The 25,166-nt window shown below is 67.1% G+C and carries 24 protein-coding genes; 7 read left to right on the forward strand and 17 right to left on the reverse strand.

Annotation, left to right across the window (positions count from 1 at the left end; all coding sequences use genetic code 11):
• Positions 1-23: 23 nt before the first annotated feature.
• Both AC5RVD_RS05310 and AC5RVD_RS05315 read right to left on the reverse strand, forming a co-directional pair.
• Positions 24-350: a DUF4387 domain-containing protein gene (locus tag AC5RVD_RS05310; RefSeq protein WP_494126268.1), complete on the reverse strand. Its 327-nt coding sequence runs from the start codon at positions 348-350 to the stop codon at positions 24-26.
• 2 nt (positions 351-352) lie between these two features.
• A complete protein-coding gene (locus AC5RVD_RS05315) occupies positions 353-1,723 on the reverse strand; it encodes an acyclic terpene utilization AtuA family protein (RefSeq protein WP_494126269.1) in 1,371 nt (456 codons plus the stop codon).
• 190 nt (positions 1,724-1,913) lie between these two features.
• Here AC5RVD_RS05315 and AC5RVD_RS05320 point away from each other — a divergent pair, with 190 nt between their 5' ends.
• The gene (locus tag AC5RVD_RS05320; RefSeq protein WP_494126270.1) at positions 1,914-3,074 is read left to right on the forward strand and encodes a flavin reductase; all 1,161 of its coding nucleotides are present in this window, start codon (positions 1,914-1,916) and stop codon (positions 3,072-3,074) included.
• Positions 3,075-3,104: 30 nt separating this feature from the next.
• Entirely contained in the window at positions 3,105-4,754 is a 1,650-nt protein-coding gene (locus AC5RVD_RS05325) for a thiamine pyrophosphate-binding protein (protein ID WP_494126271.1), read from the forward strand.
• A gap of 83 nt (positions 4,755-4,837) precedes the next feature.
• Here AC5RVD_RS05325 and AC5RVD_RS05330 read toward each other — a convergent pair whose 3' ends face one another.
• The 8 genes from AC5RVD_RS05330 to AC5RVD_RS05365 all read right to left on the reverse strand — a co-directional run bounded on the left by AC5RVD_RS05330 (position 4,838) and on the right by AC5RVD_RS05365 (position 12,252).
• The gene (locus tag AC5RVD_RS05330) at positions 4,838-5,809 is read right to left on the reverse strand and encodes an acyl-CoA thioesterase (RefSeq protein ID WP_494126272.1); all 972 of its coding nucleotides are present in this window, start codon (positions 5,807-5,809) and stop codon (positions 4,838-4,840) included.
• A 161-nt stretch (positions 5,810-5,970) separates the two neighbouring features.
• Entirely contained in the window at positions 5,971-7,434 is a 1,464-nt protein-coding gene (cycA, locus tag AC5RVD_RS05335) for a D-serine/D-alanine/glycine transporter (protein WP_494126273.1), read from the reverse strand.
• A 224-nt stretch (positions 7,435-7,658) separates the two neighbouring features.
• Positions 7,659-8,288 (reverse strand): CG0192-related protein, encoded by a 630-nt coding sequence (locus tag AC5RVD_RS05340; RefSeq protein WP_494126274.1) that lies wholly within the window; start codon positions 8,286-8,288, stop codon positions 7,659-7,661.
• A 117-nt stretch (positions 8,289-8,405) separates the two neighbouring features.
• Positions 8,406-8,813, reverse strand: coding sequence for a VOC family protein (locus AC5RVD_RS05345; RefSeq protein ID WP_494126275.1), 408 nt, complete (start codon positions 8,811-8,813; stop codon positions 8,406-8,408).
• Between the two features lie 32 nt (positions 8,814-8,845).
• Complete coding sequence (locus AC5RVD_RS05350) at positions 8,846-9,343, reverse strand: SRPBCC family protein (RefSeq protein WP_494126276.1); 498 nt, start codon at positions 9,341-9,343, stop codon at positions 8,846-8,848.
• A 13-nt stretch (positions 9,344-9,356) separates the two neighbouring features.
• Positions 9,357-9,689, reverse strand: a complete 333-nt coding sequence (locus tag AC5RVD_RS05355; protein ID WP_493988624.1) for an ArsR/SmtB family transcription factor — start codon at positions 9,687-9,689, stop codon at positions 9,357-9,359.
• 175 nt (positions 9,690-9,864) lie between these two features.
• Positions 9,865-10,905, reverse strand: coding sequence for a hemolysin family protein (locus AC5RVD_RS05360; RefSeq protein ID WP_494126277.1), 1,041 nt, complete (start codon positions 10,903-10,905; stop codon positions 9,865-9,867).
• Complete coding sequence (locus AC5RVD_RS05365; protein ID WP_494126278.1) at positions 10,906-12,252, reverse strand: hemolysin family protein; 1,347 nt, start codon at positions 12,250-12,252, stop codon at positions 10,906-10,908.
• Between the two features lie 317 nt (positions 12,253-12,569).
• Between AC5RVD_RS05365 and AC5RVD_RS05370 the strand changes: the two genes are divergently transcribed.
• Complete coding sequence (locus tag AC5RVD_RS05370) at positions 12,570-14,006, forward strand: amino acid permease (protein WP_494126279.1); 1,437 nt, start codon at positions 12,570-12,572, stop codon at positions 14,004-14,006.
• Between the two features lies 1 nt (position 14,007).
• Here the strand turns inward: AC5RVD_RS05370 and AC5RVD_RS05375 are convergent, their stop codons facing one another.
• Positions 14,008-14,661 (reverse strand): GDSL-type esterase/lipase family protein, encoded by a 654-nt coding sequence (locus AC5RVD_RS05375; protein ID WP_494126280.1) that lies wholly within the window; start codon positions 14,659-14,661, stop codon positions 14,008-14,010.
• Between the two features lie 183 nt (positions 14,662-14,844).
• Between AC5RVD_RS05375 and AC5RVD_RS05380 the strand changes: the two genes are divergently transcribed.
• Positions 14,845-15,549 (forward strand): DsbA family oxidoreductase, encoded by a 705-nt coding sequence (locus AC5RVD_RS05380; RefSeq protein ID WP_494126462.1) that lies wholly within the window; start codon positions 14,845-14,847, stop codon positions 15,547-15,549.
• A 59-nt stretch (positions 15,550-15,608) separates the two neighbouring features.
• On the opposite strand, the gene AC5RVD_RS05385 is transcribed toward AC5RVD_RS05380, so the two are convergent.
• Complete coding sequence (locus AC5RVD_RS05385; RefSeq protein WP_494126281.1) at positions 15,609-16,241, reverse strand: dihydrofolate reductase family protein; 633 nt, start codon at positions 16,239-16,241, stop codon at positions 15,609-15,611.
• Positions 16,242-16,698: 457 nt separating this feature from the next.
• Between AC5RVD_RS05385 and AC5RVD_RS05390 the strand changes: the two genes are divergently transcribed.
• Complete coding sequence (locus AC5RVD_RS05390) at positions 16,699-17,889, forward strand: MFS transporter (RefSeq protein ID WP_494126282.1); 1,191 nt, start codon at positions 16,699-16,701, stop codon at positions 17,887-17,889.
• A 61-nt stretch (positions 17,890-17,950) separates the two neighbouring features.
• On the opposite strand, the gene AC5RVD_RS05395 is transcribed toward AC5RVD_RS05390, so the two are convergent.
• From AC5RVD_RS05395 to AC5RVD_RS05415, 5 genes are all read right to left on the reverse strand, one after another.
• Positions 17,951-18,628 (reverse strand): LytR C-terminal domain-containing protein, encoded by a 678-nt coding sequence (locus tag AC5RVD_RS05395; protein WP_494126283.1) that lies wholly within the window; start codon positions 18,626-18,628, stop codon positions 17,951-17,953.
• Positions 18,621-18,920, reverse strand: coding sequence for a type II toxin-antitoxin system VapB family antitoxin (locus AC5RVD_RS05400; protein ID WP_493977152.1), 300 nt, complete (start codon positions 18,918-18,920; stop codon positions 18,621-18,623). Before AC5RVD_RS05400 ends, AC5RVD_RS05395 begins: the two co-directional genes overlap by 8 nt.
• A 184-nt stretch (positions 18,921-19,104) precedes the next feature.
• Positions 19,105-20,682, reverse strand: a complete 1,578-nt coding sequence (locus AC5RVD_RS05405) for a multicopper oxidase domain-containing protein (RefSeq protein ID WP_494126284.1) — start codon at positions 20,680-20,682, stop codon at positions 19,105-19,107.
• A complete protein-coding gene (locus tag AC5RVD_RS05410) occupies positions 20,682-22,244 on the reverse strand; it encodes a cupredoxin domain-containing protein (protein WP_494126285.1) in 1,563 nt (520 codons plus the stop codon). Before AC5RVD_RS05410 ends, AC5RVD_RS05405 begins: the two co-directional genes overlap by 1 nt.
• A complete protein-coding gene (locus AC5RVD_RS05415) occupies positions 22,237-22,953 on the reverse strand; it encodes a DUF4352 domain-containing protein (RefSeq protein ID WP_494126286.1) in 717 nt (238 codons plus the stop codon). The genes AC5RVD_RS05410 and AC5RVD_RS05415 overlap by 8 nt, the downstream gene beginning before the upstream one ends.
• Positions 22,954-23,063: 110 nt before the next feature.
• Between AC5RVD_RS05415 and AC5RVD_RS05420 the strand changes: the two genes are divergently transcribed.
• Positions 23,064-23,975: a hypothetical protein gene (locus tag AC5RVD_RS05420; RefSeq protein ID WP_494126287.1), complete on the forward strand. Its 912-nt coding sequence runs from the start codon at positions 23,064-23,066 to the stop codon at positions 23,973-23,975.
• Between the two features lie 131 nt (positions 23,976-24,106).
• Complete coding sequence (locus AC5RVD_RS05425) at positions 24,107-25,138, forward strand: isopenicillin N synthase family dioxygenase (protein ID WP_494126288.1); 1,032 nt, start codon at positions 24,107-24,109, stop codon at positions 25,136-25,138.
• Positions 25,139-25,166: the final 28 nt, after the last annotated feature.

Raw genomic sequence — 25,166 nt, forward strand, 5'->3', positions numbered from 1 at the left:
TTGCGGGAGTTGATGATGATGAGTTAGGCGGCGGAGTGCGCGGGCGGAACCTCGAGGTCCACCAGCGGTGCGAACTGCTGGCCGCCGAAGAGATCGGTGTCCTCCGGATGGCCGTTGGGTCGAAACCTCGGGAAGCTGATCTTGATGGCTTTGGCCGGGGCATAGTGGTAAATCTCCACCTTGCTGGCCTCGATGCCGAAGAGCCTGCTGATGGTGTCCTGGTCGATCACCCCGGAGGCCAGGACCCGTTCGTAGGTTTCAGTGTCGGGAAGCATCACGTCAACGGTTAGCTTCCACGGCCCGGCATTCTTGCTCCGGATCAGTTGCGCCAGGGAACCGAGAGTCGCCACGGTCAGACCTCCTTGAATTCGATGTCGTAAAACTCCAGCGGGTCGTCCAGCTCCACGACGTGGTTCAACACGAAGGAATAGGAGGGGCCGAGTTCAATTTCGTGCGGTGCCTCGGGGAACGCCAAGTTGGACACGAGCCCGTGCCACTGCGGCACCGCGAAGTGCAAAATGGTGTGGCTGATGGTGGCCATGGCGCTGTTCGCCAGTTCCTGCGTTGGTGCGACCGTCACCATGAAAATACCGATCTCGTGGTCGTTGTCGAATTTACGGGTTTCCCTGTCCCCGAGGACCGCGTTGCGTCCGTAAATGCGGAAGGTTGTCGTGCACTGATCCGCGCGATCGTTTCCAAGAGCACGGCGCATGGTGTAGTCGGCTCCGGCCTTGGCGCGCTCGAACCACTCGTCGAAATTGCGCAGGACAACCGGGTCGGTCACCCCACCCAGAACGGCGGAACGGTAGCCTTGCAGCGCGGCCCCCTCTAGCTTGACGGTGTAGACCTCTGCCCGTTCGAAGCGGCTGCCGCTGACTTTGACGGTGCGGTCGGTGTGGGCCTCGTACGTAACAGCGTCCAGCAGCATCGTGCCACCGGGCTCCTGCATCTCCACGGGGTTCGACGTTTCGTACAGTGCGTGGGAGGCGACGCTCGTCGGAGTGCACTGCTGCTCGGGGCTGACCGGCTCCAGGATGAAGTAGTCGTCCTCGAAGGTGCAGATCATCCCTTCGGGCTTTGTCATCTGGGTTACGGCCGCGCCGCCGCATTCGGCGATCTTGGCGGCGTGCCAGGCCAGCCCCGCATCAACGCCCTTCATCAGAGGGACCGCAGCCATCAGGGCAGCGTCGCTGGCACGGCCGGCCAGGACTACGTCGGCGCCACCTTCCAACGCCTTCTGAAATGGCTCCACTCCCATCATCGCCACGATGCGATGGGTGTCACGCAGCGTATCCTCAGTGATCGCCGGGGCAGGATCGAGTGGCCGGATGCGGCCCTCGCGCAGTTTGCTGATCAGAACGTCGCGGTCAGGTTCCGCAGGAATCAGGGCGGTGGTGAAGCTCAACCCTTCTTCACGCGCGATCTCCTGCACAATCTCCCACATCCAGTTGAGATTCCAGTTACCGCCGGATCCGCCGCAGGACCCCACGAGGAGCGGAATATCCTTCCGCCGTGTCTCGATCAAGAGCAGCCTCATGTCTCGCTTGACTGCGTCGCGGGAGAAGAAGAACTTGTCTTCGCCCAGGTTGTTAGCGCCGCCATCCGTGGAGCCGGAATCGACCGCCACGAAATCCAAGGGGCGCTCCCTGACGGCGGTTTCGAAATGCTCGGGCGTGAAGCCGCCTCCGAGCATCCCCACCGGAGAGAGGTAACTGACTGTCATTGCTGTACCGACCTTACGAGCAGAGAGAACTTGGGGAGTCAGCGGCCCGTCGACCGCGTCACTAACAACTGTTACATTACGGATCGAATGTGACGTAGGCAATAGTTTCTCATTAACAAATGTTTGTGACCTTGCTACTGTCGTCCCCATGGGGCGCTCGCGCCGAACCCGTTAGCTCAGGAGAACCACGATGAAAACCACCGACCCCCAAGCTGGTGAAAGCCCTCGACAGCTGGTTGACCAGACCGTGTTCCGGGATGTGGCCGGGCACTTTGCCACTGGCGTGACTGTCATTACGACGGCGAACGATGGGCTCCCTGCCGGAACCACGGCATCGGCGGTTGCTTCCCTTTCCATGGACCCGCCGATGATGCTGGTATGCCTCAACCGCTCCAGTGCCACGCACGACCGGATCGCGGCATCGGGAATTTTCGGCGTGAACATTCTGGCTCAGGATCAGGGAGAAACTGCCTCGGCATTCGCCCGCAAAGGCACCGACAAGTTCGCCGGCATCTCCTGGTCCCCTGCCCCGAATGGGGTCCCGCTGATCGATGGCTCATTGGCCACCATCGCCTGCCGGGTGGTCGAAACGACTGCCGGCGGGACCCACACGGTTTTTCTGGGGGAGGTCATCGATGCCGCCGCCTTCCCGGGGGAACCCCTGACCTACTACCGGGGGACTTTCGGCCGCTTCGAGCACGACGCGGTGGAGAAAAGCTATAAGGCCCTTCGCCGGCATGTCCTGCAGCGACGCACTCCTGTATCGGCCCCGCTGGACCCCCACGTCCTCGCCGAGGAATTGGGCAGCAGGCCGGAGTACGTTCGCCAGGGAATCGTGCGGCTCGAATCGGAGGGACTCGTCACCCGTGCCACTGACGGTTCGGCGGCGGCCGCACCCATCACAGCGGAGCTGGCCCAGGCTTTCTTCGCGGCGCAGGCAGCCATCGAGGCTGGAGTAATCGACACGCATCTGCCGCACGCCCGCGAGGAGCAGATCGAGGAGCTCCGTTTGGCGAGGGAGACTCTCACATATGTTATTAAAACTGCGGGGTCCGCGGACCTCGACAAGTACGTGGATGCCGCGCGGCTCTTCCACCGCAAACTGATTAGCCTCTCTCCCTCGGAGCAACTGCTGGGCGCATACGAGGAACTGTCGACCGCCGCACTGTGGTCTGGCATCCTCCCCGAGGGGGCGCGGACGGAGATGCTGGACCATGCGAATCTGCTGGAGCTTGCGGACGCGGTCGTCGCGCGCGACTCCGCGGCCGCCCGGGCAGCCGTCCGGCGCCACCTGGACGTCGTTGCCACCATTGCAGCGAAGGCGATCGCGGCCCGCGGCGGGGCTGTCTAGGTCCCCCACCACTGATTGAGGAATTGTCACATGACTACTGTTTCCGAAGCCGTCGCAACCGCCGTGGCCGATCATGCCACCGAAGTCTTTGCTCTCATGGGCAACGGCAACGCTTACTTTACCGACGCCCTGGCGCGGGACGGCCGTGTCCGCTTGACCGGCTTGCGCCATGAGGCCGCTACCGTTGCGTCGGCCGATGCCTATCAGCGCGTCAGTCGCCGCACGGCGGTGGCCACAACCACGTACGGTCCCGGTTACACCAACGCGCTGACGCCTCTGGCCGAAGCAGCCTGCTCCCGCACCCCGCTGGTCTTCGTCGTCGGAGGGGAACCCACCACCGGGCCCCGCCCCTGGGACGTCGACCAGGTCGCTCTCGCGCGCGGCGTCGGCGCACACACCCTGACCGTTGACACCGCCACTCCGGCAGCCACAACGTGCGAAGCCTTCCGCCTAGCAGAGGCCGAACGCCTACCCGTGGTCCTCTTTATCCCTTATGACACCGCCACGGCCCCCGCAGCCAACGAGCCGCCCCCTTCCCCGCAACCGCCGGTTGACCACTTAAATGGACTGGACCAGCGGGTTCTCGAGCAGGCCGCCGAACTACTGGCCGGCGCCAAACGCCCTTTGATCCTGGCCGGCCGGGGTGCGCGCGACGCCGCGGTGCCCCTCTGCGATCTGGCCGACCGCTTGGGTGCGCTCACCGCCACCTCTGCCCCGGCCAGGGGCACCTTCGCGGACCGGGAATTCGACCTCGGTGTTTGCGGCGGCTTCGCCTCTGAGGACACCTCCAAACTCATCAGGCAGGCAGACGTCATCCTCGCCGCCGGGATCGGGCTCAACCAGTTCACCACTGCCTTCGGCACGCAGTTTGCCCCCGAGGCCACCATCGTACAAATCGATGTCCTCCCCGAAAGAACCAATGCCTGCGTCGATTTGTATCTTCAGGGCGATTCCATGGAAACCGCTGCCGCGCTGCTTGAACAGCTCGGCTCGGTTAAGGCGCCGGCAAGTCCGTGGGAAGGTACCGCCGATCATGCCCGGGATTCTCGCTTGAACTTCAGCCGCGATGCCGGCACGGGACAGGCTCCCGACGGCCTGCTCGACCCGCGGACGGCGATGGTCCGCCTGAACGACATCTTGCCCGCCAACCGGCAGGTCGTCTCCGACGGCGGACACTTCATCGGCTGGTCGAGCTACTACTTCGACCTGCCTGCACCGGACAGCCTCACTATGGTCGGCACTCAATACCAATCCATCGGCCTCGGGCTGCCCTCCGCACCTGGTGCCGCGCTCGCCCGGCCCGATGCCACCACCATCGTGGCCGTCGGGGACGGCGGCGGGCTGATGGGCCTTCCAGACCTGGATTCCCTCGTCCGCACGGCTGCCAGCGCTGTGGTCCTCGTCTTCAACGACGCCTGCTACGGGGCCGAGATCCACCAATACGGGTCCCAAGGGTTGGACGAAAGGATTATGGAAATTGAGCAGGTCGACTTCGCCAAGATCGGGGAGGGTCTTGGTGCCACCGGCCTGGTCGTCAACACCATGGATGATCTCGATGCCGTGCAGCAGTGGGTGGCTGAAGGAGCCCGCGGCACCCTCGTCGTCGACCTTCGCATCTCCCGCAACGTCATCGCACCGTACATCCTTGAAATCATCGAACTGACCCTCAAGAAGAAATAACGCAAGGTGGCCTGGGCGGACGTGGGCGCAGCCCCCGGCGTCTGAGGCGGTTGCCCAGGCCGGGGGTCGTCCCGGGCACTCCCCTAGTTCCCGGCAGGCGAGTGATAAGTGCGCTCGACGGCAAAGCTCAGCGGGGGCAGCGCGGCCCGCCGCCGGACCAGGTCCTGCGCGTGGGCTGCCAGCCGCCGGTCTTCGTCTGAACGCAGCACGAGCTGCGGAACCTTGGCGGCGTGGCCCGCGTCGTCCCGGGTGACGAAGACGGTCATGCACTGAGTGGTGTCCCGCCAGTCGGCACCGCGCGGGTCCCGTGCCCGAACGTGGACGGCGATGTGCATGGAGTGTGGTCCGGTGTGGATCATCCGTGCGGAGAGTTCCACCAGGTCCCCGATGTGGACCGGGTTCAGGAAGTGAATGCCGCCGGAGTAGACCGCCACGGCGTCGGCGCCGCACCAGCCCATGGCGCATGCCCTGGCTACCTCGTCGATCCAGCGCATCACGATCCCGCCGTGGGCGTGGCCGCCCCAATTCACGTCCGTGGGGGCGGCGAGGAAACGGAAGCGTTCGGAGGGCGTGGTGCCCGCATCCGTGTAAGCCTGGGCGCTCATCACCTCCCGAATCTCGCGCCGGGCCTCCAGCCGACCCGCCACACCGCGCGCCAGCCGCTCCGACGCGTCGTCGGTCGGCGCCCACGGCGGAACTTCCCGAGGCCGCCGATGCCCGTCCATGGCGACGAACACCAAGATACAGTCCATGGCCGGCCGGAACTGCCGCGAGCGCACGTCCGCGGCGTCGACGGTCACGACCACCTGCATGCTGGAACGTCCGGTGTGCGCGATGCGGGCGCTGACCTCGATCAGGTCGCCGTTATGGATCGGCCGGGTGAAGTGCACATTGCCGACGTACGCGGTGACGCAGTAGCCGCCCGAGTACCCGACGGCGCACGCGTACCCGGCCTTGTCGATCCACTCCAGGACCCTCCCGGCCTGCACCGTAGTCCCGTCGGCCGCGACGTCGGTGGGCGCCGCAAGGAAACGCAGCGTGATCGAATCTTCCATGGCGCCATCGTAGCCGCGCGTGCAGGTGGCCGCCGATGCCGGATTGCGGCATGGCGGGCACTGAGGACAGGGGCTGGCTGCCGGGGGGACGCGAAACAGAAACGTCCGCTCCCCGGAGACCCGGGAAGCGGACGTTTTTGTGCAGCTGGCTGCCGGCTTCGCTAGCGCTGGCCGGTCAGGGCGTCCTTGCGGCCGGCAAGTGCCGCCTTTTCCTCGGCGACCTTGGCGTCGTGGGCGGCGCGGATGGCGGTGTGCTCCGGGTTGCGGCGCAGCCACAGGTAGCCGATGCCGAGCGCGACGAACCAGACCGGGGTGAACAGCAGGGCGGCCAACGTGTCCGGCTGGGTGGTCAGCGCCCACAGGATGAAGGCGAAGAAGGCCATGACCACGTAGGGCATGAACGTGCCGCCCGGCATCTTGAACTTGCTGGCCTCGTGCAGCTGCGGCCGGCGGCGGCGGTAGACGATGTAGCTCACCAGGATGATGGTCCAGACGAACATGAAGCAGAGCGCCGAGACCGTGGTGACCATGGTGAACGCCTCGGAAACGCTGCCCTCCGCGTAAAGCAGGACCACGCCGGCGAGCAGGAACATGCAGGAAAACAGCAGCGCGCTGCGCGGCACGCCGCGCCCGGAGAGCTTGCCGAAGCGCTTCGGGGCATCGCCCTCCAGCGAGAGACCGTAAATCATGCGCGACGTCGAGTAGATCCCCGAGTTCGCCGACGACGTCGCCGAGGTGAGCACCACGAAGTTCACGACGCCGGCCGCGCCGACGAGGCCGGCGAGGGCGAACATGCCCACGAACGGCGATTCGTCGGCGTTGAAATTGGTCCACGGCTGGACCGCCATGAGGATGATGAGGGCGCCCACGTAGAAGATCAGGATGCGGATCGGGATGGAGTTCACCGCGCGCGGCAGGTTCTTTTCCGGGTCTTTGGTCTCGGCGGCGGTGGTGCCGACCAGTTCGATCCCGACGAACGCGAACACGGCGATCTGGAAGCCGGCCACGAAGCCCATGAAGCCGGTGGGGAACATTCCGCCGTGCTCCCACAGGTTCCCGAAGGAAGCGCGGGCGCCGTCGTGCTCGAAGCCGGTGATGATCATGACCAGCCCGACGACGATCAGGGCCATGATGGCTACGATCTTGATCAGCGCGAACCAGAATTCGGTTTCGCCGAAGGCCCGCACGGTGGGCAGGTTCAGCGCGAGCAGCAGCAGGATGCAGGCGAGCGCCGGGATCCACAGCGGCAGGTCCGGCCACCAGAACGCCACGTAGTGGGCGATCGCGACGACGTCGGCGATGCCGGTGACCACCCAGCAGAACCAATACGTCCAGCCGGTGAAGAACGCCGCCCACGGCCCCAGGATGTCGCCGGCGAAGTCGCCGAAGTTCTTGTACTCGGTGTTGCTCAGCAGCAGCTCGCCCATCGCCCGCATGACGAAGAAGAGCATGAAGCCGATGATCATGTACACGAAGATGACCGAGGGGCCGGCGACGGAAATCGTCTTGCCCGAGCCCATGAAAAGCCCGGTGCCGATCGCGCCGCCGATGGCGATCAACTGGATGTGACGGTTGGACAAGGACCGCTGGAGGTGCGGTTCGTTGGTGGTGCTCGCGGTGCTCATGTGTTCCTTAGGGTGGGACTGCGCATCTGCGGAAGTTTCCGTTTGGACGGCCGGGCAATGGCTCCATCGCCATCCCGTCAGGCCGATTGCACGCTCCCCTCGCCCGTAAGGGCTGTTTGGTGAGCTACGCCACGAAAACCTATCCGGCGCGCCTCCCGTGGGTCAAATCGAGCACAACGTATTGCGGGTCCACTCCGGTGCAGGCATTTTCCAGTCCGGCCGGTTCACCAGGCCGAGGCGAGAATCAGCGGCTGCTCAGCCAGCGAACAAGTCAGGGTCAGGGCGGTGCCCGGCCGTTCGCCGACTTCCGGTGTGCGGTAGAGGGTCAGCGTCAGCGGGCTTGCGTCGATGGTGGTGACGCTGCCCTCGGTAGTGGGCACCGCCGTCGTCGTGGTGGGGACGATGCCGCTGGGAGCGCCGCTGCCGCGCACCGGGAGGGCGCCGGTTGCCGGCTCGAGCTTCCCGTCCACGTCGCGGAACACCTCCGCACCCGAACCACCCTGGATGATGACCGTGGCCAGCGCGGCGGCATAGACCGGGTCGGCGCAGGCGTCGTAGATCCAGCGGTCGCCGAGCACCGAATGTTCCATGGTCCCGGCGAGGAACTGTTCGGCGCCGGGCAGGGGCGCGCCGCGGTAGGTCAACGGGACGTGCAGCACCGGACCGTCGCCGGCCCGGACCAGGTGGGTTTCCATGCCGACTTCCCCGACCGGATCGTCGAAGCGGAAGGCGCCAAGGTGTTCCAGCTCGGCGGCGTCTGCCCCGAGTTCCCGGAACCACGGCTGCCCCGGCAACCACGCGGCCAGAAGCTCGAGCTTGGTGGGTTTCAGCACTGCGTCGTAGATGATGGCCATGTTCGTAGCCTACGACGCCGGGGCGTCGCCCGGATGGAGCCACCGTCGGCGCGCAGAACGGAGGGCCGGGTGCGGCTCCCGGAGCAGGAGCCACACCCGGCGTTGCCTCTTGTCGGACTAGGAGGCGGTGACCTGCCAGAGGTGGTCGTCGGGGTCGGCGAAGACGGCCGAGTAACCCCACGGCTGCCTGCCAGGTTCCATGACGACTTTCGCCCCGGCCTGGCGTGCCGCGTCGATTGTCGAGTCCACCTCCTCTGGCGAGGAGACAGGCAGGCCCAGCAGGCATTCCGTCTGGTCGCCGGTGGCCATGGGCCGGTTGGCGGTGACCCAGCCGAAGCCTCCGTGCGGAACAAACATCAGCCGCAGGCCGGCGTTCACCTCGAACTGCAGGGGCTCGGGGATGCCGTCGTCGGCGGGTTCACCGACGGCAGCCAGGCCGAGAGCCCGGTAGAAATCGAACGATGTTCGGCGGTCCGCCGTCGGCAACGCCAGGATGGCGGGCTGGTTGGCTGGCACGAGTGACACGGGTGCTCCTTCCGTTCGTGGAATGTACGGGCTCAGGCGGGCGCGGGTTCGGCAAGGATGGCGTCGATCTGGCCCATGGCCCCCTGCATGCCTTCGACCATCCCCATCTCCAGCATCTTCTCCAGCTGCTCGGCCGACTCGAACCTGGACTCGGTGGTCATCCGGGTGCGGCCGTCGATGGATTCCAGCGTCACCGTGGCGTAGGTGGTGCCCATGTCCGCCACCGGCTCGCCGTCGTCGTCGGCAAAACCGTCCTCGAAGGCCAGCCGGTGCGGGGCCTCGATCGCGGTGATTTTCCACCAGCCGCCGGCCGTCTCGCCGTCCGGACCGGTCATGTAGTAGCTGGCCCTACCGCCGGGGGTGAACTCGTGCTTGTCGAAGGTTGCGGGCCACTCCGGCGGTCCCCACCAGCGTTCCAACTGGCGGGGATCTGCCCAGAGCTGCCAGACGCGCTCGACGGGTGCGTCGAACTCGGCCACGATGGTGAACTGCAGGCCCTCGACGTCCTGCTTGGTGTCGGTAATCGGCATGACGGTGTCCTTCCTATCCCTTGGCGAGAATGTCCTGGATCCGGTCAACGCGTTGGCGCCAGAGCATCTCGTATTCGTCGAGCAGGCGACGCGCTCTCCGCACTCCTTCAGGATGAGGCCGCACCATCTGCTCCCTTCCGCGCTTCTCCTTAACCACCAGGGAAGCCCGTTCCAAGACCGCGACGTGTTTCTGTACCGCGGCGAAACTCATCCTGTACCCCGCCGCCAGACCCGACACCGAGAACTCGCCGGTGAGCACCCGGGCGACGATGTCGCGGCGGGTGGCGTCGGCGAGCGCCTGGAAGAGGCGGTCCAACTCGAGGTCACTGACTTGATCTACAACCATTTGGTTGCAGGTTAGTCCTGCTTTGGACATAGGGTCAAGGGTTTGGCGTAGATTCTCTCGCGGACGTCGGAGCACGGCTCGCCGAGTCCGGCTCAACGCCCGACTCGGCGAGCCCACCGCGGACTGGAGCAGCCTCTCCCCTATGCAGCTTCAGGTCCCCGGCTGCCCTGCCGTTTCAGGCGCGGGCGCTTCGGCTGTCGTCGCGGATCTGTCCGACGAGCTCTTCCAGCATGTCTTCGAGCGTCACGATGCCGTAAGGGCGGCCGGAGCCGTCGATGGCGAGCGCCAGGTGTGCCCCTTCGCGCTGCATGCGGTGCAACGAGGACCGCAGCGCGGCGTTCAGGTTCACCTGCGGCAGGACGCGCACCAGGCTGGCCGGCAACGGCCGGTTCCTGGCCGTGGCGTCGAGTTTGAGCAGGTCCTTGACATGGACGTATCCGTCCAGTTCCCCGGTGGCGGACTGAACCGGGAAGCGGGAGAAGCCGTTGGCGGCAACCTGTTCGATCTGCTCCGGGGTGCATCCGGACGGCAGGGTGGTGACCTTGCTGAGCGGGATCACGATGCTCTCGACCGAGCGTTCTTCGAAAGTCAGGGCGCCGAGCAGGAGCCGTTCATCCTGCTTGTCGAGCAGCCCGCCTTCGCGTGACTCCTCGACCAGGCCTGCCACCTCGTCCCGGGTGAAGGTGCTGGCGACCTCGTTCTTGGGTTCCACCTTGAACAGGCGCAGAATCCCGTTGCCGATGGCATTCATGCACCACAGCAGCGGTTGCAGGATGCGTACGACGACGACCAGCACCGGACCCAGGACGAAGGCCATCCGCTCGGGTCCGGCCAAGGCGATGTTCTTCGGGACCATCTCGGCGAGGACCACGTGCAGGAACGTCACGACGCTCAAGGCAATGGCGTAGGCGATCGGGTCGATCAAGGCGGCCGGGACTCCCCAGGCGCTGAAAGGTCCCTCAAGGGCGTAAACCACCATGGGTTTGGTGACGTAGCCCAGCGCCAGGGAGCAGACGGTGATGCCCAGCTGCGCGCCGGCCATCATGAGCGAGACGTTCTCGATGGCCCACAGGGTCATTTTGGCGGCCCGTCCGCCTTGCTCTGCCCGGGGTTCGACAATGCTTCGGCGTGCGGCGATGAGGGAGAATTCGGCGCCGACGAAGAAGAAGTTCGCGGCGAGCAGGACGATGGTCAGAATGATTCCGGTGGCATCCACTTAGCGGCCCCCTTCTTCGGTTCCAAGGGGCGTGGCGGTGGCCAGGATCTTCGAAATCCTTGCACCGTCCATCTCCTCGACGCACAGCTCGATTTTGGCTGCCGCGTGGCCATGGGACTGCTCCGTCACCAGCTCGACGGTGTTTCCGGGCTCGGCGATACGGCCCAGATGGAGGGTGAACAGGCCGGCGATGGTGTCGTACTCGGTGCCGTCCGGAATGGCGTGACCCAGGATCTCTGTCGCCTCATCGGGGCGCAGCGCGCCGTCGAGACGCCACACACCGAAGGGCAGGCGTTCACTACTGCCGTCGTCGGGGTCGTGTTCGTCCAAGACTTCACCCACGAGCTCCTCGACGAGGTCCTCGAGGGTGATCAGACCAGCAACGTCACCGGTCTCATCGATCAGAATCGCCATCTGGAGGCCGCCGGCCCGCAGCGTGTCCATCAGGTCGTCGAGTTCAACGGTGTCCGGGATGAGCGTAGGGGCGTCCATGATTTCGGTGACGGTGCGGCGGCCGCGGTCGGGAAAGGGAACGGCCAGGCCGCGCCGGATATGCACGATACCCAGCACCTGATGCGAACCGGGCTCCATCACGGGGAAGCGTGAGTGGCCGCTGGCAGCCGCGATGTCGAGCATCTCCTGAACGCTCTGATCGGGGGCGACTGAAATTATCCGGGTACGGGTAGTCATGGCGTCGTGGCCACGACGGGCCCCGAACGCGAACGACCGGCGGACCAGTTCGGCGGTCTCCTCCGGCAGCACGCCCTGGCGGGCCGAATGGCGCACCAGAACGGTCAGCTCCTCGGCGGAACGGGCGGACGCCAGTTCTTCCTGCGGCTCAATGCCCATTGCCCGGACCAGTTTGTTGGCCGTGCCATTAAAGAACACGAGCAGTGGTTTGGTCGCGGCGCTGAATCCGCGCTGAAAGCCTGAAACGGCGCGTGCGGTGGCCAGTGGTTTGGCGATCGCCAGGTTCTTCGGAATTAACTCGCCGAAGACCATGGTCAAGACCGTTGCCAAGACCAAGGCGATAGTGATGGAAACGGAGCGGGCTGCCGGCTCCGCCAGCCCTGCATCCATGAGCGGGCCCAATACGAGGACGGCAATCGCCGGTTCGGCGAGGAAGCCGATGCCCAGGTTGGTCAGCGTGATGCCCAGTTGGGCGCCGGACAGCTGGGTGGACAGCGTGTTCATCGCCTTCAAGACACCGACGGACTTTTTGTCGCCGGCAGCTGCGGCGTCCCTGACCGAGTTGCGGTTGACCGTGATCAGGGAGAATTCTGCCGCAACGAACAAGCCACAGCCGGCGACCAGAAGGAGGCCGCCGAGGATCGACACTAGTTCCACTTACAAACACCCCCCTGCTGCGTTTCTCGGTGTATTTTCGAGGGTCAGCAGGGGGCATGGACTATGCCCCGGACTGTCACCGGGAGTGGACATCAGATCCTCTCAAGATCAAAGACAGAAAAAGCCCGCGACCTGAGGGTCGAGGACAGCATAATTCTGCCATCGCCGACCCGTCCACTGCAAAGGACCGCGCTGCCGACCATCGAACCGGGGTGCGGGTGGAAGCGGCAGTGGCCGCGGAGGTTGCGGGCGGGGCGTAGAATTGATTGGCCGCATTTTCTGACCGGCCGTCTCCCTCCAGCAAGGTAGTTTCTCCCATGCCGCAATTCGCGTCCGCGCTCGCGCGTGGCCTGACTGTCCGCCACATCCGCTTCATGGCCCTCGGCTCCGCGATTGGCACCGGGCTGTTCTACGGCTCGGCCGCCGCGATCCAGGCCGCCGGCCCGGCCGTGCTGCTGGCCTACGCCATCGGCGGCGCCGCGGTGTTCCTGGTCATGCGGGCGCTGGGCGAGATGGCCGTGCGGCACCCGGTCTCCGGGTCGTTTGGCCAGTACGCCAGCCGCTACCTGGGACCGTTCGCGGGCTTCATCACCGGCTGGACCTTCGCATTCGAGATGGCCATTGTGGCGATCGCGGACGTGACGGCGTTCGGCATCTACATGGGCTTCTGGTTCCCCGACGTGCCGCGCTGGATCTGGATCCTCGCCGTCGTGTTCTTCATCGCCGCCCTAAACCTCGTCAGGGTCAGGGTGTTCGGCGAGACCGAGTTCTGGCTGTCCCTGGTCAAGGTCGCGGCGATCATCGCCATGATTGCCGGCGGCGCCGCGATCATCATCTTCGGCTTCGGGCTGCCGGACGGCGCTAACCCGGGGCTGGAGACCATGCTGGGGTCCGGCGGCTTCTTCGCCAACGGGTTCTGGGGGCTGCTGGCCTCCTTCTCCATTGTGATGTTCGCCTTCGGCGGAATTGAGACCATCGGCATCACGGCCGGCGAGGCAAAGAACCCGAAGAAGGCGATCCCGGGCGCGATCAACACGGTGCCGGTGCGGATCCTGCTCTTCTACGTCTGCACGCTGGCTGTGCTGATGATGATCTCGCCGTGGGACCGGATCGACGGTTCCACCAGCCCCTTCGTGCAGATCTTCGACATGCTGGGCATCCCTGCGGCCGCGCACATCCTCAACGCCGTGGTGATTACCGCGGCCATTTCAGCGATCAACTCCGACACGTTCGGAGCCGGGCGGATGATGTACGGGTTGGCCGAGCAAGGCCACGCGCCGAAGGCCTTCGCGAAGATCTCCCGCCACGGGGTGCCGTGGATGACGGTGGCGACGATGGCCGCGGTGCTGCTGGCCGGCGTCGTGCTCAATGCGCTCCTGCCGGAGTCCCTGTTCCTGATTGTTGCGTCGATCGCGACCTTCGCCACCGTGTGGGTCTGGCTGATGATCCTGCTCTCCCACATCGCGATGAAGCGCGAGATTGCGCGGAAGGGTCTGCAGGCGTCGGAATTCCCCGTGCCGTTCTGGCCCGTCGCGTCCTACCTGGCGCTGGCGTTCATGGTGTTCATCGTGGTGCTGCTGGGCATCATGCCGGACACGCGGGTGGCGCTGCTGGTGGGCTGCGCCTGGATCGCCCTGCTGTTCGTGGCCTACCGCTTCGGCATCAAGGGCGCCGGACGGTGCCGCGCGGAGTTGGTGGACGAGACCGGTGTGGACGTGGCCGCGGAACCGTCGCGGACGTCGGCGGAGCAGTAGCTCAGGCGCCGATCACCAGGGAACGAGGGGCGGCCTGCTCGGGGAACAGGTAGGCGCTGATGGCGTGTGCGATTTTGCGGCCGCCTTGGACGGAGGGCTCGATCGGGTTCGCGTAGTCGTCGTCTTCGGGACAGATGAGCCTCAGGTCCACCAGCGCCAGCCCCCGGGCGAAGACGGCCCGCGTGATGTGGTCGTTGAACAGGGCGGCAGCCGACCTGATGATCCGCTGGTCCGGGCCGGATGGCGGGGTGTCGTAGATGGTGCAGGCTGCCGTCGGCAGCCCCGTTGCCGCCACCGCATCTAGCATCGCGGCATAACCGGCGCCGAACTTTTCCTGGGCATCGGCGAACATGGCCAGGGCCTCGGCCGCCCACACGGCCGGTTCGTTGAGCAGGTAGGCGAATCCCAGGGCGTCGTTCCCGCCGACGCTGATCACCAGGTGCGTGGCGTCCCGCGGGAGGGAGCGGAGTTGGCCGGAGACCCCGCTGATGACGGCGCCGTCGAGAGCCAGGAGCGTGGCCTGCCACCCGCGCGGCAGCAGCCCCCGAAGCTGCGTCACGACGTCGGGGCCCCCGGCCACATAGGCTGCGTTGTCGAACACCGAATCGCCGAGCAGCACCACGTGGCCGGTGCTGCCTGGTGCGTCAGATGCCATGTCGCCCTCCTGATCCAGGGTCGGTGGGCAGGTATTTGGCCGGCGAGCAGGCACTCGGCCGGTGAGCACACTTTATCCCCCGTCCGGCCTCAGCCGAAGGGCCGCAACTTCCTTCCGCTCCCGGGATCAGCCGCGAGCTGGACCGCGCGGAATAGCCGGCCCGCACTCTTTGTTGACGTGTCCATGAAGATTGAGATCTGGTCCGACATTGCCTGCCCCTGGTGCTTCATCGGCAAGCGCCGCTTCGAGACGGCCCTGGAGGGCTTCGAACACAAGGACCAGATCGACGTCGAATGGCGCAGCTACCAGCTCGACCCCACCCTGCCGGAGCACTATGACGGCACCGAGACCGAGTACTTGTCCCGGATCAAGGGCATGCCCCAGGACCAGGTCAAGCAGATGTTCGGCCACGTCACCGCGCAGGCGGCCGGCGAGGGCCTGAACTACGACTTCGACTCCGTGGTGGTGGCCAACAGCTTCACCGCCCACCGCTTCCTGCACCTGGCCAAGGAGCACGGTGTGATGGACGCAGCCAAGGAGGCTCTGCTATCCGGCCATTTCGAGCAGGGCAAAGACATTGGCGACGCCGAGTATCTGGTGAGCATCGGCGTCGAACTGGGTCTTCCCGAGACGGAGATCCGCGAAACGCTGGCGGGCGACCGCTTTGCCGCGGACGTCCGCGCCGACATCGCCGAGGCGCGCGAGCTCGGCGTGAACGGGGTGCCGTTCTTCGTGCTGGACCGCAAGTACGGGATCTCCGGGGCGCAGCCGGCCGAGGCGTTCGCGCAGGCGATCCGGCAGGCGTGGAACGAGCGCAGCCCGTTGACCGTGCTGCCGCAGTCGAAGACCGACGACGGCGCCGTGTGCGGCCCGGACGGCTGCAACTGACCTGACCGACCGGAACCGGCGGGCCGCTTCCCGGAGCGGCCCGCCGGTTTTCTTGTGTCCTACGACGGAGGGTTGCCGGGCGGGCCGTCGAGCACGGTGGGGACGTACTCGAGCAGCTGGAGCCGGCCGTCGAAGATCTTACTGTCCACCATCTCGAGCGAGACGTCGGGGTAGCCGTCGTAAATCCGCTCCCGGCCGGTGCGGCCCGTGATGACCGGGAAGACGACCAGCCGGAACCTGTCCACGAGGCCCGCGGTCAGCAGCGACCGGCACAGGCTGAGGCTGCCGAGGGTGCTGAGCGGCCCGGTCCCGGTGCGTTTCATCTCCGCCACGGCCTCGACTGCGTCCCCGGTGACCAGCTCCGAGTTTGGCCAGGCCAGCGGCGCCTGCAGGGTGGAGGAGAAGACGACCTTGGGCACGGCGGCGAGGCCGGTCAGGCTGGCGCCCTCATCCTCGGAGAATTTCGAGCCCCCGGCGGCGGCCTCCTCGGACATGCCGAACATCAGCCGGTAGGTGTTCGCGCCCATGAGGAAGGTGTAGTCCTTCTCCCCCTCCTGCTCGAGCCACGCCAGATACTCCGGGCCCTCCAGCCCCCACCAGCCGGGCCAGCCCTCGGCCGAGGCGTACCCGTCCAGGGAGATGATCAGGTCGATCATCAGTTCTGCCGACGGCTGCGCTGTTGCCTCGCCCATCGCCTGCTCCTCGCTCTGCTCCCCGACCGCCCCGGGGTCCGTTGACTGAGTTGACTGACCGGGCCTCCCACGGCGGCTGGTCCCTTGGCGGCGCTTGGCCGACATGCTACTCCCGAAGCGATACGTTGCTGAAGGGTGCGCCGGGTGCCCAAGCCCGGAGTTCCCCGTGTCGAAGCTCATATCGCTGCCCACCAGCGTGAAACAGGGACCCGCAGTAGAGTGAAAAGGCTTGGCACCTCGTCGCCGAGGATTCTGCCACGGACCCTTTTGCATCGCCTGGCGGCACACTGCCGTCCCGCGATGGTCCGCTTCCCTTAACTGTGGCGACCGCGTCCCCTGGACGACCGCGGCGAAGCACCCCTGGCTGCGCACTGCGGTTCCATCCGCGTGCGCAGGTGCATGTACTGGCAATGGCTGGCCGAGGCTTCGGCCCGATTGAGAGAGGACTGATAGCGGGATGGATCAGCAACCGACGAGGCTCTGGACCAAGAACTTTATTCTGGCCATCGTCGTCAACCTGTTCATCTCCCTGGTCTTCTACATGCTGATGACCACCATGGCGCTCTACGCCGTGGACCGGTTCCAGGCCTCCGACACCGCCGCCGGCTTCACGTCCAGCGCGTTCGTGCTCGGTTCGGTCATCGCGCGGATCTTCGCCGGCCGGTTGCTGGACGTCGTGGGCCGCCGGAAGATGATCCTGGTGACCATGACGGTGTTCGTGGCCGCCTCGCTGCTGTACATTCCCACCGGTTCGCTGGCCTGGCTGCTGGTGCTCCGCATCGTGCACGGCATGGCCTTCGGTGCGGGCACCACCGCGGTGGCGGCCTCGGCCCAGACCCTCATCCCCCACACCCGGCGCGGCGAGGGAACCGGGTACTTTGGCCTGTCCACCACGCTCTCGACGGCGGTGGGCCCGTTCGTGGGCGTGCTGCTGGCGGGGCTGGGCAACTACGACGCCATGTTCTACTTCTGCGCCGCCGCCTCCGTGGTTGCCCTGGTGGTGGCCCTGTTCCTGCGGGTGCCGGAGCTGCCCGCGGCGAAGCGGTCCGGCCGGTTCCGGATGAGCCTGAGCGATATTTTCGAGACGGCGGCCCTGCCCATCTCCTGCATCATCCTGCTGGCCGGGGCCTCCTACTCCGGCATCCTGATCTTCCTGACCTCCTACGCGGAGTCGCGGGGCTCCACCGCCGCGGCCAGCGTCTTCTTCCTGGTCTACGCCGGGGCGGTGCTCGTCTCCCGCCTGTTCGCCGGCCGGATCCAGGACCGCCGCGGCGACAACAGCGTCATGTACCCCACCCTGATTTCCTTCGTGCTGGGGTTGGCGCTGCTGATCCCGGACCCCACCCTCCTGACCATCATCGGCTCGGCGATCTTCAGCGGCATCGGCTTCGGCACCGTCATGTCCGGCGCGCAGGCGATTGCGGTGAAGGTGTCGCCGTCCATACGCATCGGCACGGCCACCTCCACCTTCTTCCTGATGCTCGACGTCGGCTCCGGGCTCGGGCCCATCATCCTGGGCACGCTGGTTCCGGTTCTCGACTATCCGGGCATGTACGCCCTGCTGGCCGTGGTGATGGTGCTGACCACCGTGCTCTACTACTTCGTGCACGGCCGCCGGAAGGGTGCCGCCGGCGCCGTCGGCGCCTAAACGGCCCCTCGCGGCGGTGAGGCGGGCGCCCCGGCCAGGCACCGCCGTCGTGCGTGAAGCGCTACTCCTGCTCCGCCGGTTCGCTGGGGGTGGGCGACAGCCGCGGGCAGCTCAGCGTCCCCGGTGTCTGGTCCACCCGGTTGGCCGGCACGAGTTCCTTGTAGCCGGCGCCGACCACCACGTCCACGCTGTCATCGGTGCGGTCGTCGGCCACGTATTCCGAGTCAGGGATGTTCCGCTGCAGATTGAAGGCGTTGGCTTCGCCGGCCTTGCCTGAGACGACGACGGCGCTCATCCCGTAGACGCTCAAGGTCTTGTTGCCGACGGAGCCGATGTCGTAGCCGCGGTCGGACAACGCGGCGGCCACCTTGCTGCCCAGCCCCTCCAGCTGCGTTCCGTTGTAGACGTTGAGCCGGAACGAACCGTTGTCCGGGTAGTCGTAGGTGCCGGTCGGGCAGGTGACCGCTTCCGGGGGCGGCGGCGGACCCCAGCCGGGAACCTTCACGTCCCCGCGGGCGACGGCCAGGGCCGCGAGCACCGCGGCGATGACCAGGCCGACCAGCAGCACCAACACCACCCCGTGCAGGATCCGCCGGTGGTAGACGTGCGGCCTCTCCACATTGCCGTCGTCGACGAAGACGCGGTCCAGATCCTCTTCGGTGATGACGCGCTGGCCCTGCCAGCTCAGTATCTGCTTGGGCTTGCGTCGGGGTGGCGGCGGAACGCTGGGTTCAGTCATCGACCACCAGGACCCGGGCATGCAGCACGGCCCTCTGGTGGAGCGCCGTGCGGACCGCGCGGTGCAGTCCGTCTTCCAGATAAAGGTTCCCCTGCCACTGCACCACGTGCGGGAACAGGTCCCCAAAGAACGTGGAGTCCTCGGCCAGCAGGGCATCGAGGTTGAGGGTTGACTTGGTGGTGATCAGCTCGTCCAGGCGCACTTGGCGCGGCGGCACCTCGGCCCAGTCCTTGGGGCTGACGTGGCCATGTTCGGGGTAGGGGCGGCTGTCGCCCACGGCTTTGAAGATCACCAACCCAGCCTAAGGAAGTCGGCCCACGAAGGAAACGTGCGCCCCAGCGTGCCGCGGACCCGTAGCCAAAAGGTTACGGACCGCGTGCTGCACGTGTTGGGTGTCTGGCGTTTTCGGGCTGGCACGCCGCTGTGTCTGGCGTCTACCGCCTCGGACGCCGCGGTGTCTGGCCACCGGCCGCCGGTCAGGCTGCGGTGATGGGCACTTCGCGGACGCTCACGATCTCGCCGGTGATCCAGTCCTCCCACTCGACCCGCAGCCGGTACTCCCCCCGCTCCGGCGGGTGCAGCATCACGTCGTACCGCTCGGCCGCCCCGAAGGCCAGCACGTCGGTCATGAGCGGGTATCCGGCCTCCCGGCAGGTCGGTGACGGCGCACCGGGGACGGAGGTGTCACGGAACGGCCGGCCGTCGTGGGCGATGAGCTCGGCCATCCGCACGGGCTCCCCGTCCACGGTCGTAAAGTACATGCGGTTGGGCAGGTAGTTGGCGTTCAGGATGCGCAGCAGCGTCGGCTTCTTCCCACCGCCGGCCACGTTGGCCCTCAGCGCCGACAGGCTCCACACCCGGTTGTCGCCCGAGCGCCGGCGGATCAGCTCCCCGCCCATCAGGTAGAAGTGCCTGGGCTCGTACCGGTTCAGCCCCACGTCTTCCCCGGACAGCCCGGCCGCGTGGTGCATTTCGTGCCAGCGTGGATCCACCGAATACGGGATCAGCATGGACTCGGTGTCGATGTCGTACTCCGGCCCGTCCACGAACGCGCGCCGCGCCCCCGGCGTCACCGGATAGTCGGGGTGCACCACCGGGTCCACGATCACCGGGCCGAACATCCCCATTTGCGCGTGCAGCACGGTGTTGACGTGGCAGTGGTAGAAGTAGGTGCCGGCCGCGCCGTAGTTGGGATCTCCGGGCCGGCCCGGTTCCGGCGCCCACTGGTACGTGTACGTGCCGCCGATCTCGAAGGAGGTGTGGCCGACGCCGTCGTTGCGCGGGTCGGGTTCCAGCCCGTGCCAGTGTATGGTGTGCGGCCCCATCGAGGGATGCACGGTGGCGTGGAAAATCTGCCCCTCCAACGGCCGGATCAACGGGCCGGGAAAGCCGCGGCCCGATTCCCGCGAGTCAAAGCTCCACATCTCGAACTGCGCGCCGTCGTCGAACCGCAGGTCCCGGTTAAAAACCTCCAGGTAGACGGACGAATGCGGCGTCTGCCGGAACTCTGTGACCGGGCGGTCCAGATCCAACTGGTCCGAGCTGAAGTCCACCTGGCTGCGGAAGCGGTGGCGCGGGCGGTCGTCGTCGCTGGTGGGACGCGGGCTCGGCGTCGGCTGCCCGGTGGGCTGGGTCGGTTCCCCGGTGGGGGACGACGTCGGCGCCTCCGTGGGCTCGTTCGTGGGCTTTGGCGTCGGTGCGGCGGTGGGATTGCCCGTGGGCGAGGCGGTCGGTTCAACCGTGGGCGCCGCCGTCGCCGTGGGACGGGGAGTCGCCGACGGCCTGGGCTTTGCGGTGGGCCTTGGGGACGCGGTCGGTTTCGGCGTCGCGGTCGGTTTCGGTTTCGGCGTCGCGGTGGGTGTGGACGTGCCGCCGCCTTTGCGGTTGTCCTCCGTCTTCTTGTTCCGTTGTTCGGCTTCCCGCTTCTTCCGGTCCTCCTCGCGCCGACGGGCAGCTTCGTCCTGCTTTCGCTCGGCCTCGGCCCGCTTGCGCTGCTCTTCTGCCCGTTTCGCGGCTTGGCTCTCGGCGCGCAAAGGGACTCTCAGGTTGCTCATCATCCCTCCCCGGGAATCGGTGCCTTCAGGTTCCAGTGCGCCACCAGCCCGCCCGGATACATGCCGCCCGCGGCGGTTTGCGAGGGCTCGGCGTGGCAGTGCATCGGGTACTCCCAGTCCGTGGTCCGGGCATACCAGACCGGATCAAGGGCATCCGGCGGCCGCTTGACCGGCATGATGCAGTCCTTGCGGTCCATCGGTTGCAGCTCCACCACGTCCTCCCACTGCTGCAGCACCACGTGGCCCTGCTGGTCCACGTACCCCTCGCGCCGCGGCCAGTGGTAGTTGTTCCGCCGCACGGTCCACAGGTGGTTCCCGTGGAAGTGGATCTGGTGGTACACGATTCCGGGGTTGATCAGCCGCACCAGTTGGCCGCCGCGGAGGGTGCCGGCGGTGGTGCCTTCGCCGAACTGGCGCACATCGAGCTGCCGCGGATACCCGGAGACCAGGGTTTCCTCGTCGCTGGCCAGGTTGAGCGCCTCGTTCCGGGTCATCGCCAGCGACTCGTAGCCGCTGCGCCCGTTGAGCGTGAAGTACCGCGGCACCGCCTTGGTTTTCAACGGGTCAACGGTGCCGCCGGCGGCCTCGGTGGCGGCCCAGTTCGACTCCACCGCGTGGCACATCCACACCCACTGCCGTTCGAAGCTGGCCCTGCCGGGCGTGATGTCCCACTGGTGCGCGGGATCCATCACCACGAGCGCGCCGAAGAGCCCGAGGGTCCGCTCGACCGGCGCGTTGGTCGGATCGCTGTAAATGTACGATCCGGCCGGCGGGCAGGGCAGTTCCAGCAGTGCGCTCCCACCCGGCGCAATCGGACCGGTCCGGGCGTCCGCGTGGCCTGGTCCGACGTCGTGCAGAACAAACTCATGGTCCTTGGCCAGCCGATTGTGCACCCGGAAGCGCAGCGTCGAACCGACCTCGGCGATGATGCTGCGCGCGGGGAAGTAGCTGGCCCAGTAGTTGCGGCGGATGAAGTACTGCCCGGGGTTCGCCGGGTCCGGGCCGTACGGCTGCGGGGTGCCGCGCGGCGGCAGCGCCGCGCCCAGCGGATAGCTCCGCGACTCCACCAGCCGCCCGTCGGCGGTGAACACCCTGGGCGCCACGGCCAGGCTCGGCGAGGCGTCCCGCAGGCCGGTGGGCCGATCGCCGAAACCGCGGTGGTAGACCAGCGAGTCGTCCACCATCTTCAGGTAGCCCTCGTTGATGTACAGGTCGAGCACGCCGGGGATGGGCACGACGGCGGAGCGCCGGGTTGGCGCGCGCCGCACCCCTGCCAGCGGCGCAGCGGCGGCGGCTGCCGGCGCCGGTGCCGCGGCGGCACTCGCGGCCGGTGCCGCAGCGGCGGCATTGCCCGTCCCGCCGAGGGCAAGCGCGCCGAGTCCGGCTGCTGCCCCGTATTTCAGGAAATCCCAGCGCTCGACGTGCACTTTCCCCGCGCTGTCCCGGCCCACGCTGTCCCGGCCCACGCTGTCCCGGCCCACGCTGTCCCGGCCCACGCTGTCCCGGCCCTCGCTGTCCTGGCCCAAGGCGCCGCGGTCCGGCTCCGGCACGTGCTCAGTCATGATGGCCGCCCTCGTTCAGCCACCCGGGCCTAAGCGCCACCCGCGGCAGGTCAAGCTGCAACGGCGCCGCGTGCAGCCACGGATCCGTAAACTCCGCGGAGAAGCGCTGCGCGTCCGCCGGCACCAGGAAGCTGATCCAGAAGCGCTCGGCGCTGAGGGGCGCCAGCGCCACGGCGTCCCCCGAGTCCCGGTTGGTCACCGTCGGGCCGCCGTCGCCGACCCTCAGCCGCAGCTGTCCAGGGGCGAACAGCACCTCGTCCTCCGAGGCGTTCTGCACCTCCAGCTCCACCAGCAGGTGGTCGCCCCACGTCATGTTTGCCGGCTGCGGGGCCGCCGCCACGATGGCACCGTGGCCGGCGTGTCCGGATCCAGCCGGGGCAGTGTCCCGACCTGCTGTGGCGCCAGCCGCTGCCGGCCCCGCCGCAGCGGGGGACTCCGCACCCGTGGCGGGGACACCGCCGTCGTACGCCAACCGATGCTGGCGCTCCGCGGACACCAGCCGCACGCTCCCGAAGGACGTCTCCACGCCTCCCGAACCCAGGTTGCCGGCCCGCAGGTGGCTGGCCGAGAGCAGGCCTGCGCCCCCCGCCACGCCGGCGACGCCGACTCCAACAAGTACCCCAAAAACACGGCGCGAAAGGCCGGACGGCAGGTTCGCGCTGCTGTCCGGCCCCGGCACGACCGCGCTATCCCCATAGAGCGTCGTCATTGCTTTACCGCTTCCCGTCCCCCATGCCTGTAGGCACTCATCCTTGCCGCGCGGGCTTGGGAAAAACTGGTGGGATGCAAACGGCCCTGCCGCCCCGTCATACTGGGACCATGAGCCTCACAGCCGGTCTCCCTGCCCGCCCGGACCAGCCGCCCATCGGACTGCTGCTGGACGTCGACGGCCCGGTTTCCTCGCCGGTGACCCGCACGGTGCCGTCGGAGATCATCCACTCGCTGCTGGTGATGGCCAAACGCGGCTGGCCGATTGTGTTCAACACCGGACGGTCGGACCTGTTCATCCGGGAGCAGGTGATGGAGCCGATGCTGGCCGCCGGGATGCCTCCGGGGGTGCGCTGCTATGCGGTGTGCGAAAAGGGCGCCGTCTGGTTCAGCTTCACCGCGGCCGGCCCGGGCACCGTCCATGTGGACCATTCGCTGGCCCCGCCGCAGGAGTTCGCCGCCGAGGTTCGCAAGCTGGTCAGCTCCGGCTACTCCAGCCACATGTTCTTCGACGAAACCAAGCGGGCCATGGTCTCCGTGGAGCAGGTGGTGGGAACGGAAAACCGGGAGTACCGCCGGGTGCAGGAAAAGTTCGACGCCGAGGTCCTGGCTCTGATGGGCAGGTTCGGCATGGGCGCCACCCGCCTGGACCAGCACCTGCCGGACAGCGACGACCGGATTGACTACCGGGTGGACCCGAACATCATCGCCACCGACATCGAATCGGTGCAGCTGGGCAAGGACCTGGGCGCCGAGCGGGCGCTGGAAATGCTGGCCGCGGACGGCGTGGTGCCGCACGCCTGGCGGACGATGGGCGATTCGCGCACCGACTACGCGATGTCCGACCTGCTGCACCACAACGGGCACGCGGTGCTGCACGTGGATGTCCGCCCGGACGACGGGGTCCCGCAGAAGCCGTACCCGGTGCTGACCGCAGCGCACTTGGGCTTCCCGAAGGCCGTGCACGAGGAGGCCGGCGCGGCGTTCCTGCGGACGTGGGCGGCGATCGCGCAGACGCTGTAGGGGCGTAACACGGCGAAATACGGGGCGCATTCCACGCCGATTTCCCTCGCGAGTCAAGCGAAACTTCGCGGCTGCAGCAAAACGTAACGTCCGTAACAATTGACTCCGGGCCCGGTGCTAGTCTGCCTTCCATGAACGCACTTCAGGGGAGCATTCCAGTACTCGACATGAGCACCGCCCGGTTGGCGGACGGCAGCTTCAACCCGGACTTCATCGACCAGCTGCGCGACGCCGCGCACCGCGTCGGGTTCTTCCAGATCACCGGCTACGGCGCTGCCGAGGGCCAGGTGGCGGAGCTCTTCGACGCGATCAAGCGCTTCTTCGACCTGCCGCTGGAAGAGCGGCTGAAGCTGGACAACCGAAACTCTCCGCATTTCCGCGGCTACACCCGCATGGGCACCGAGCGGACCCAGGGCCGCGCCGACGCCCGCGAGCAGCTGGACTACTCGCCCGAGAGCGAGCCGGTGGCCGACTACCCCGAGGACCAGAAGTACTGGCTGCTCCGCGGCCCGAACCAGTGGCCGGATGCCGTGCAGCCGGACCTGCGCGAGAAGGCCATGGCCTGGGCCGAGCTGATGTCCACGGTGGGCCATGACCTGCTCTCGGCCATCGGCGTCGGACTGGGCCTGCCGGAAGACTACTTCGACGAACCGTTCGCCGGAACCCCGCACTGGATGGGCAAGCTGGTGCACTACGTGGGCGGCGTGGTGGAGGAAGCCGGCGACCAGGGCGTGGGCGTGCATGCCGACTACGGCTTCGTCACCCTGCTGCTGCAGGACATGGTCGGAGGGCTTGAAGTGCGCCCGCCGGAGTCCGACGAGTGGCTGCCGGTCGAGCCGATCGAGGGTGCCCTGGTGGTGAACCTGGGCGAAATGCTGGAGGTGGCCACCGACGGCTACATCACCGCCACCGTCCACCGCGTGCAGGCTCCGCCGCCTGGCGTGGACCGCTACTCGGTGCCGTTCTTCTGGTCGCCGCGCCTTGATGCCGTGATCGACCCGGTCCCGCTGCCGGACGAGCTCAAGGCCAGCTCCCGCGGCCGCACCGACGACCCCACCAACCCGATGCTCTCCAGCTTCGGTGCCAACATGCTCAAGGGCCGGCTCCGCGCCCACCCGGACGTGACCGAGAAGTACTATCCGGAGCTGCTCGCCAACAAGTAAGCGCGCGAGCTCGCCGGGGGGCCGGGCT

It is taken from the genome of Arthrobacter sp. THG-b23, assembly GCF_059091265.1.

Coding starts and splice junctions, on each gene's coding strand:
- AC5RVD_RS05315 (WP_494126269.1), bottom strand. CDS start 1,723: ATGACAGTCAGTTACCTCTCTCCGGTGGGGATGCTCGGAGGCGGCTTC.
- AC5RVD_RS05320 (WP_494126270.1), top strand. CDS start 1,914: ATGAAAACCACCGACCCCCAAGCTGGTGAAAGCCCTCGACAGCTGGTT.
- AC5RVD_RS05325 (WP_494126271.1), top strand. CDS start 3,105: ATGACTACTGTTTCCGAAGCCGTCGCAACCGCCGTGGCCGATCATGCC.
- AC5RVD_RS05330 (WP_494126272.1), bottom strand. CDS start 5,809: ATGGAAGATTCGATCACGCTGCGTTTCCTTGCGGCGCCCACCGACGTC.
- cycA (WP_494126273.1), bottom strand. CDS start 7,434: ATGAGCACCGCGAGCACCACCAACGAACCGCACCTCCAGCGGTCCTTG.
- AC5RVD_RS05340 (WP_494126274.1), bottom strand. CDS start 8,288: ATGGCCATCATCTACGACGCAGTGCTGAAACCCACCAAGCTCGAGCTT.
- AC5RVD_RS05350 (WP_494126276.1), bottom strand. CDS start 9,343: ATGCCGATTACCGACACCAAGCAGGACGTCGAGGGCCTGCAGTTCACC.
- AC5RVD_RS05355 (WP_493988624.1), bottom strand. CDS start 9,689: ATGGTTGTAGATCAAGTCAGTGACCTCGAGTTGGACCGCCTCTTCCAG.
- AC5RVD_RS05370 (WP_494126279.1), top strand. CDS start 12,570: ATGCCGCAATTCGCGTCCGCGCTCGCGCGTGGCCTGACTGTCCGCCAC.
- AC5RVD_RS05375 (WP_494126280.1), bottom strand. CDS start 14,661: ATGGCATCTGACGCACCAGGCAGCACCGGCCACGTGGTGCTGCTCGGC.
- AC5RVD_RS05380 (WP_494126462.1), top strand. CDS start 14,845: ATGAAGATTGAGATCTGGTCCGACATTGCCTGCCCCTGGTGCTTCATC.
- AC5RVD_RS05385 (WP_494126281.1), bottom strand. CDS start 16,241: ATGGGCGAGGCAACAGCGCAGCCGTCGGCAGAACTGATGATCGACCTG.
- AC5RVD_RS05390 (WP_494126282.1), top strand. CDS start 16,699: ATGGATCAGCAACCGACGAGGCTCTGGACCAAGAACTTTATTCTGGCC.
- AC5RVD_RS05395 (WP_494126283.1), bottom strand. CDS start 18,628: ATGACTGAACCCAGCGTTCCGCCGCCACCCCGACGCAAGCCCAAGCAG.
- AC5RVD_RS05405 (WP_494126284.1), bottom strand. CDS start 20,682: ATGAGCAACCTGAGAGTCCCTTTGCGCGCCGAGAGCCAAGCCGCGAAA.
- AC5RVD_RS05410 (WP_494126285.1), bottom strand. CDS start 22,244: ATGACTGAGCACGTGCCGGAGCCGGACCGCGGCGCCTTGGGCCAGGAC.
- AC5RVD_RS05415 (WP_494126286.1), bottom strand. CDS start 22,953: ATGACGACGCTCTATGGGGATAGCGCGGTCGTGCCGGGGCCGGACAGC.
- AC5RVD_RS05420 (WP_494126287.1), top strand. CDS start 23,064: ATGAGCCTCACAGCCGGTCTCCCTGCCCGCCCGGACCAGCCGCCCATC.
- AC5RVD_RS05425 (WP_494126288.1), top strand. CDS start 24,107: ATGAACGCACTTCAGGGGAGCATTCCAGTACTCGACATGAGCACCGCC.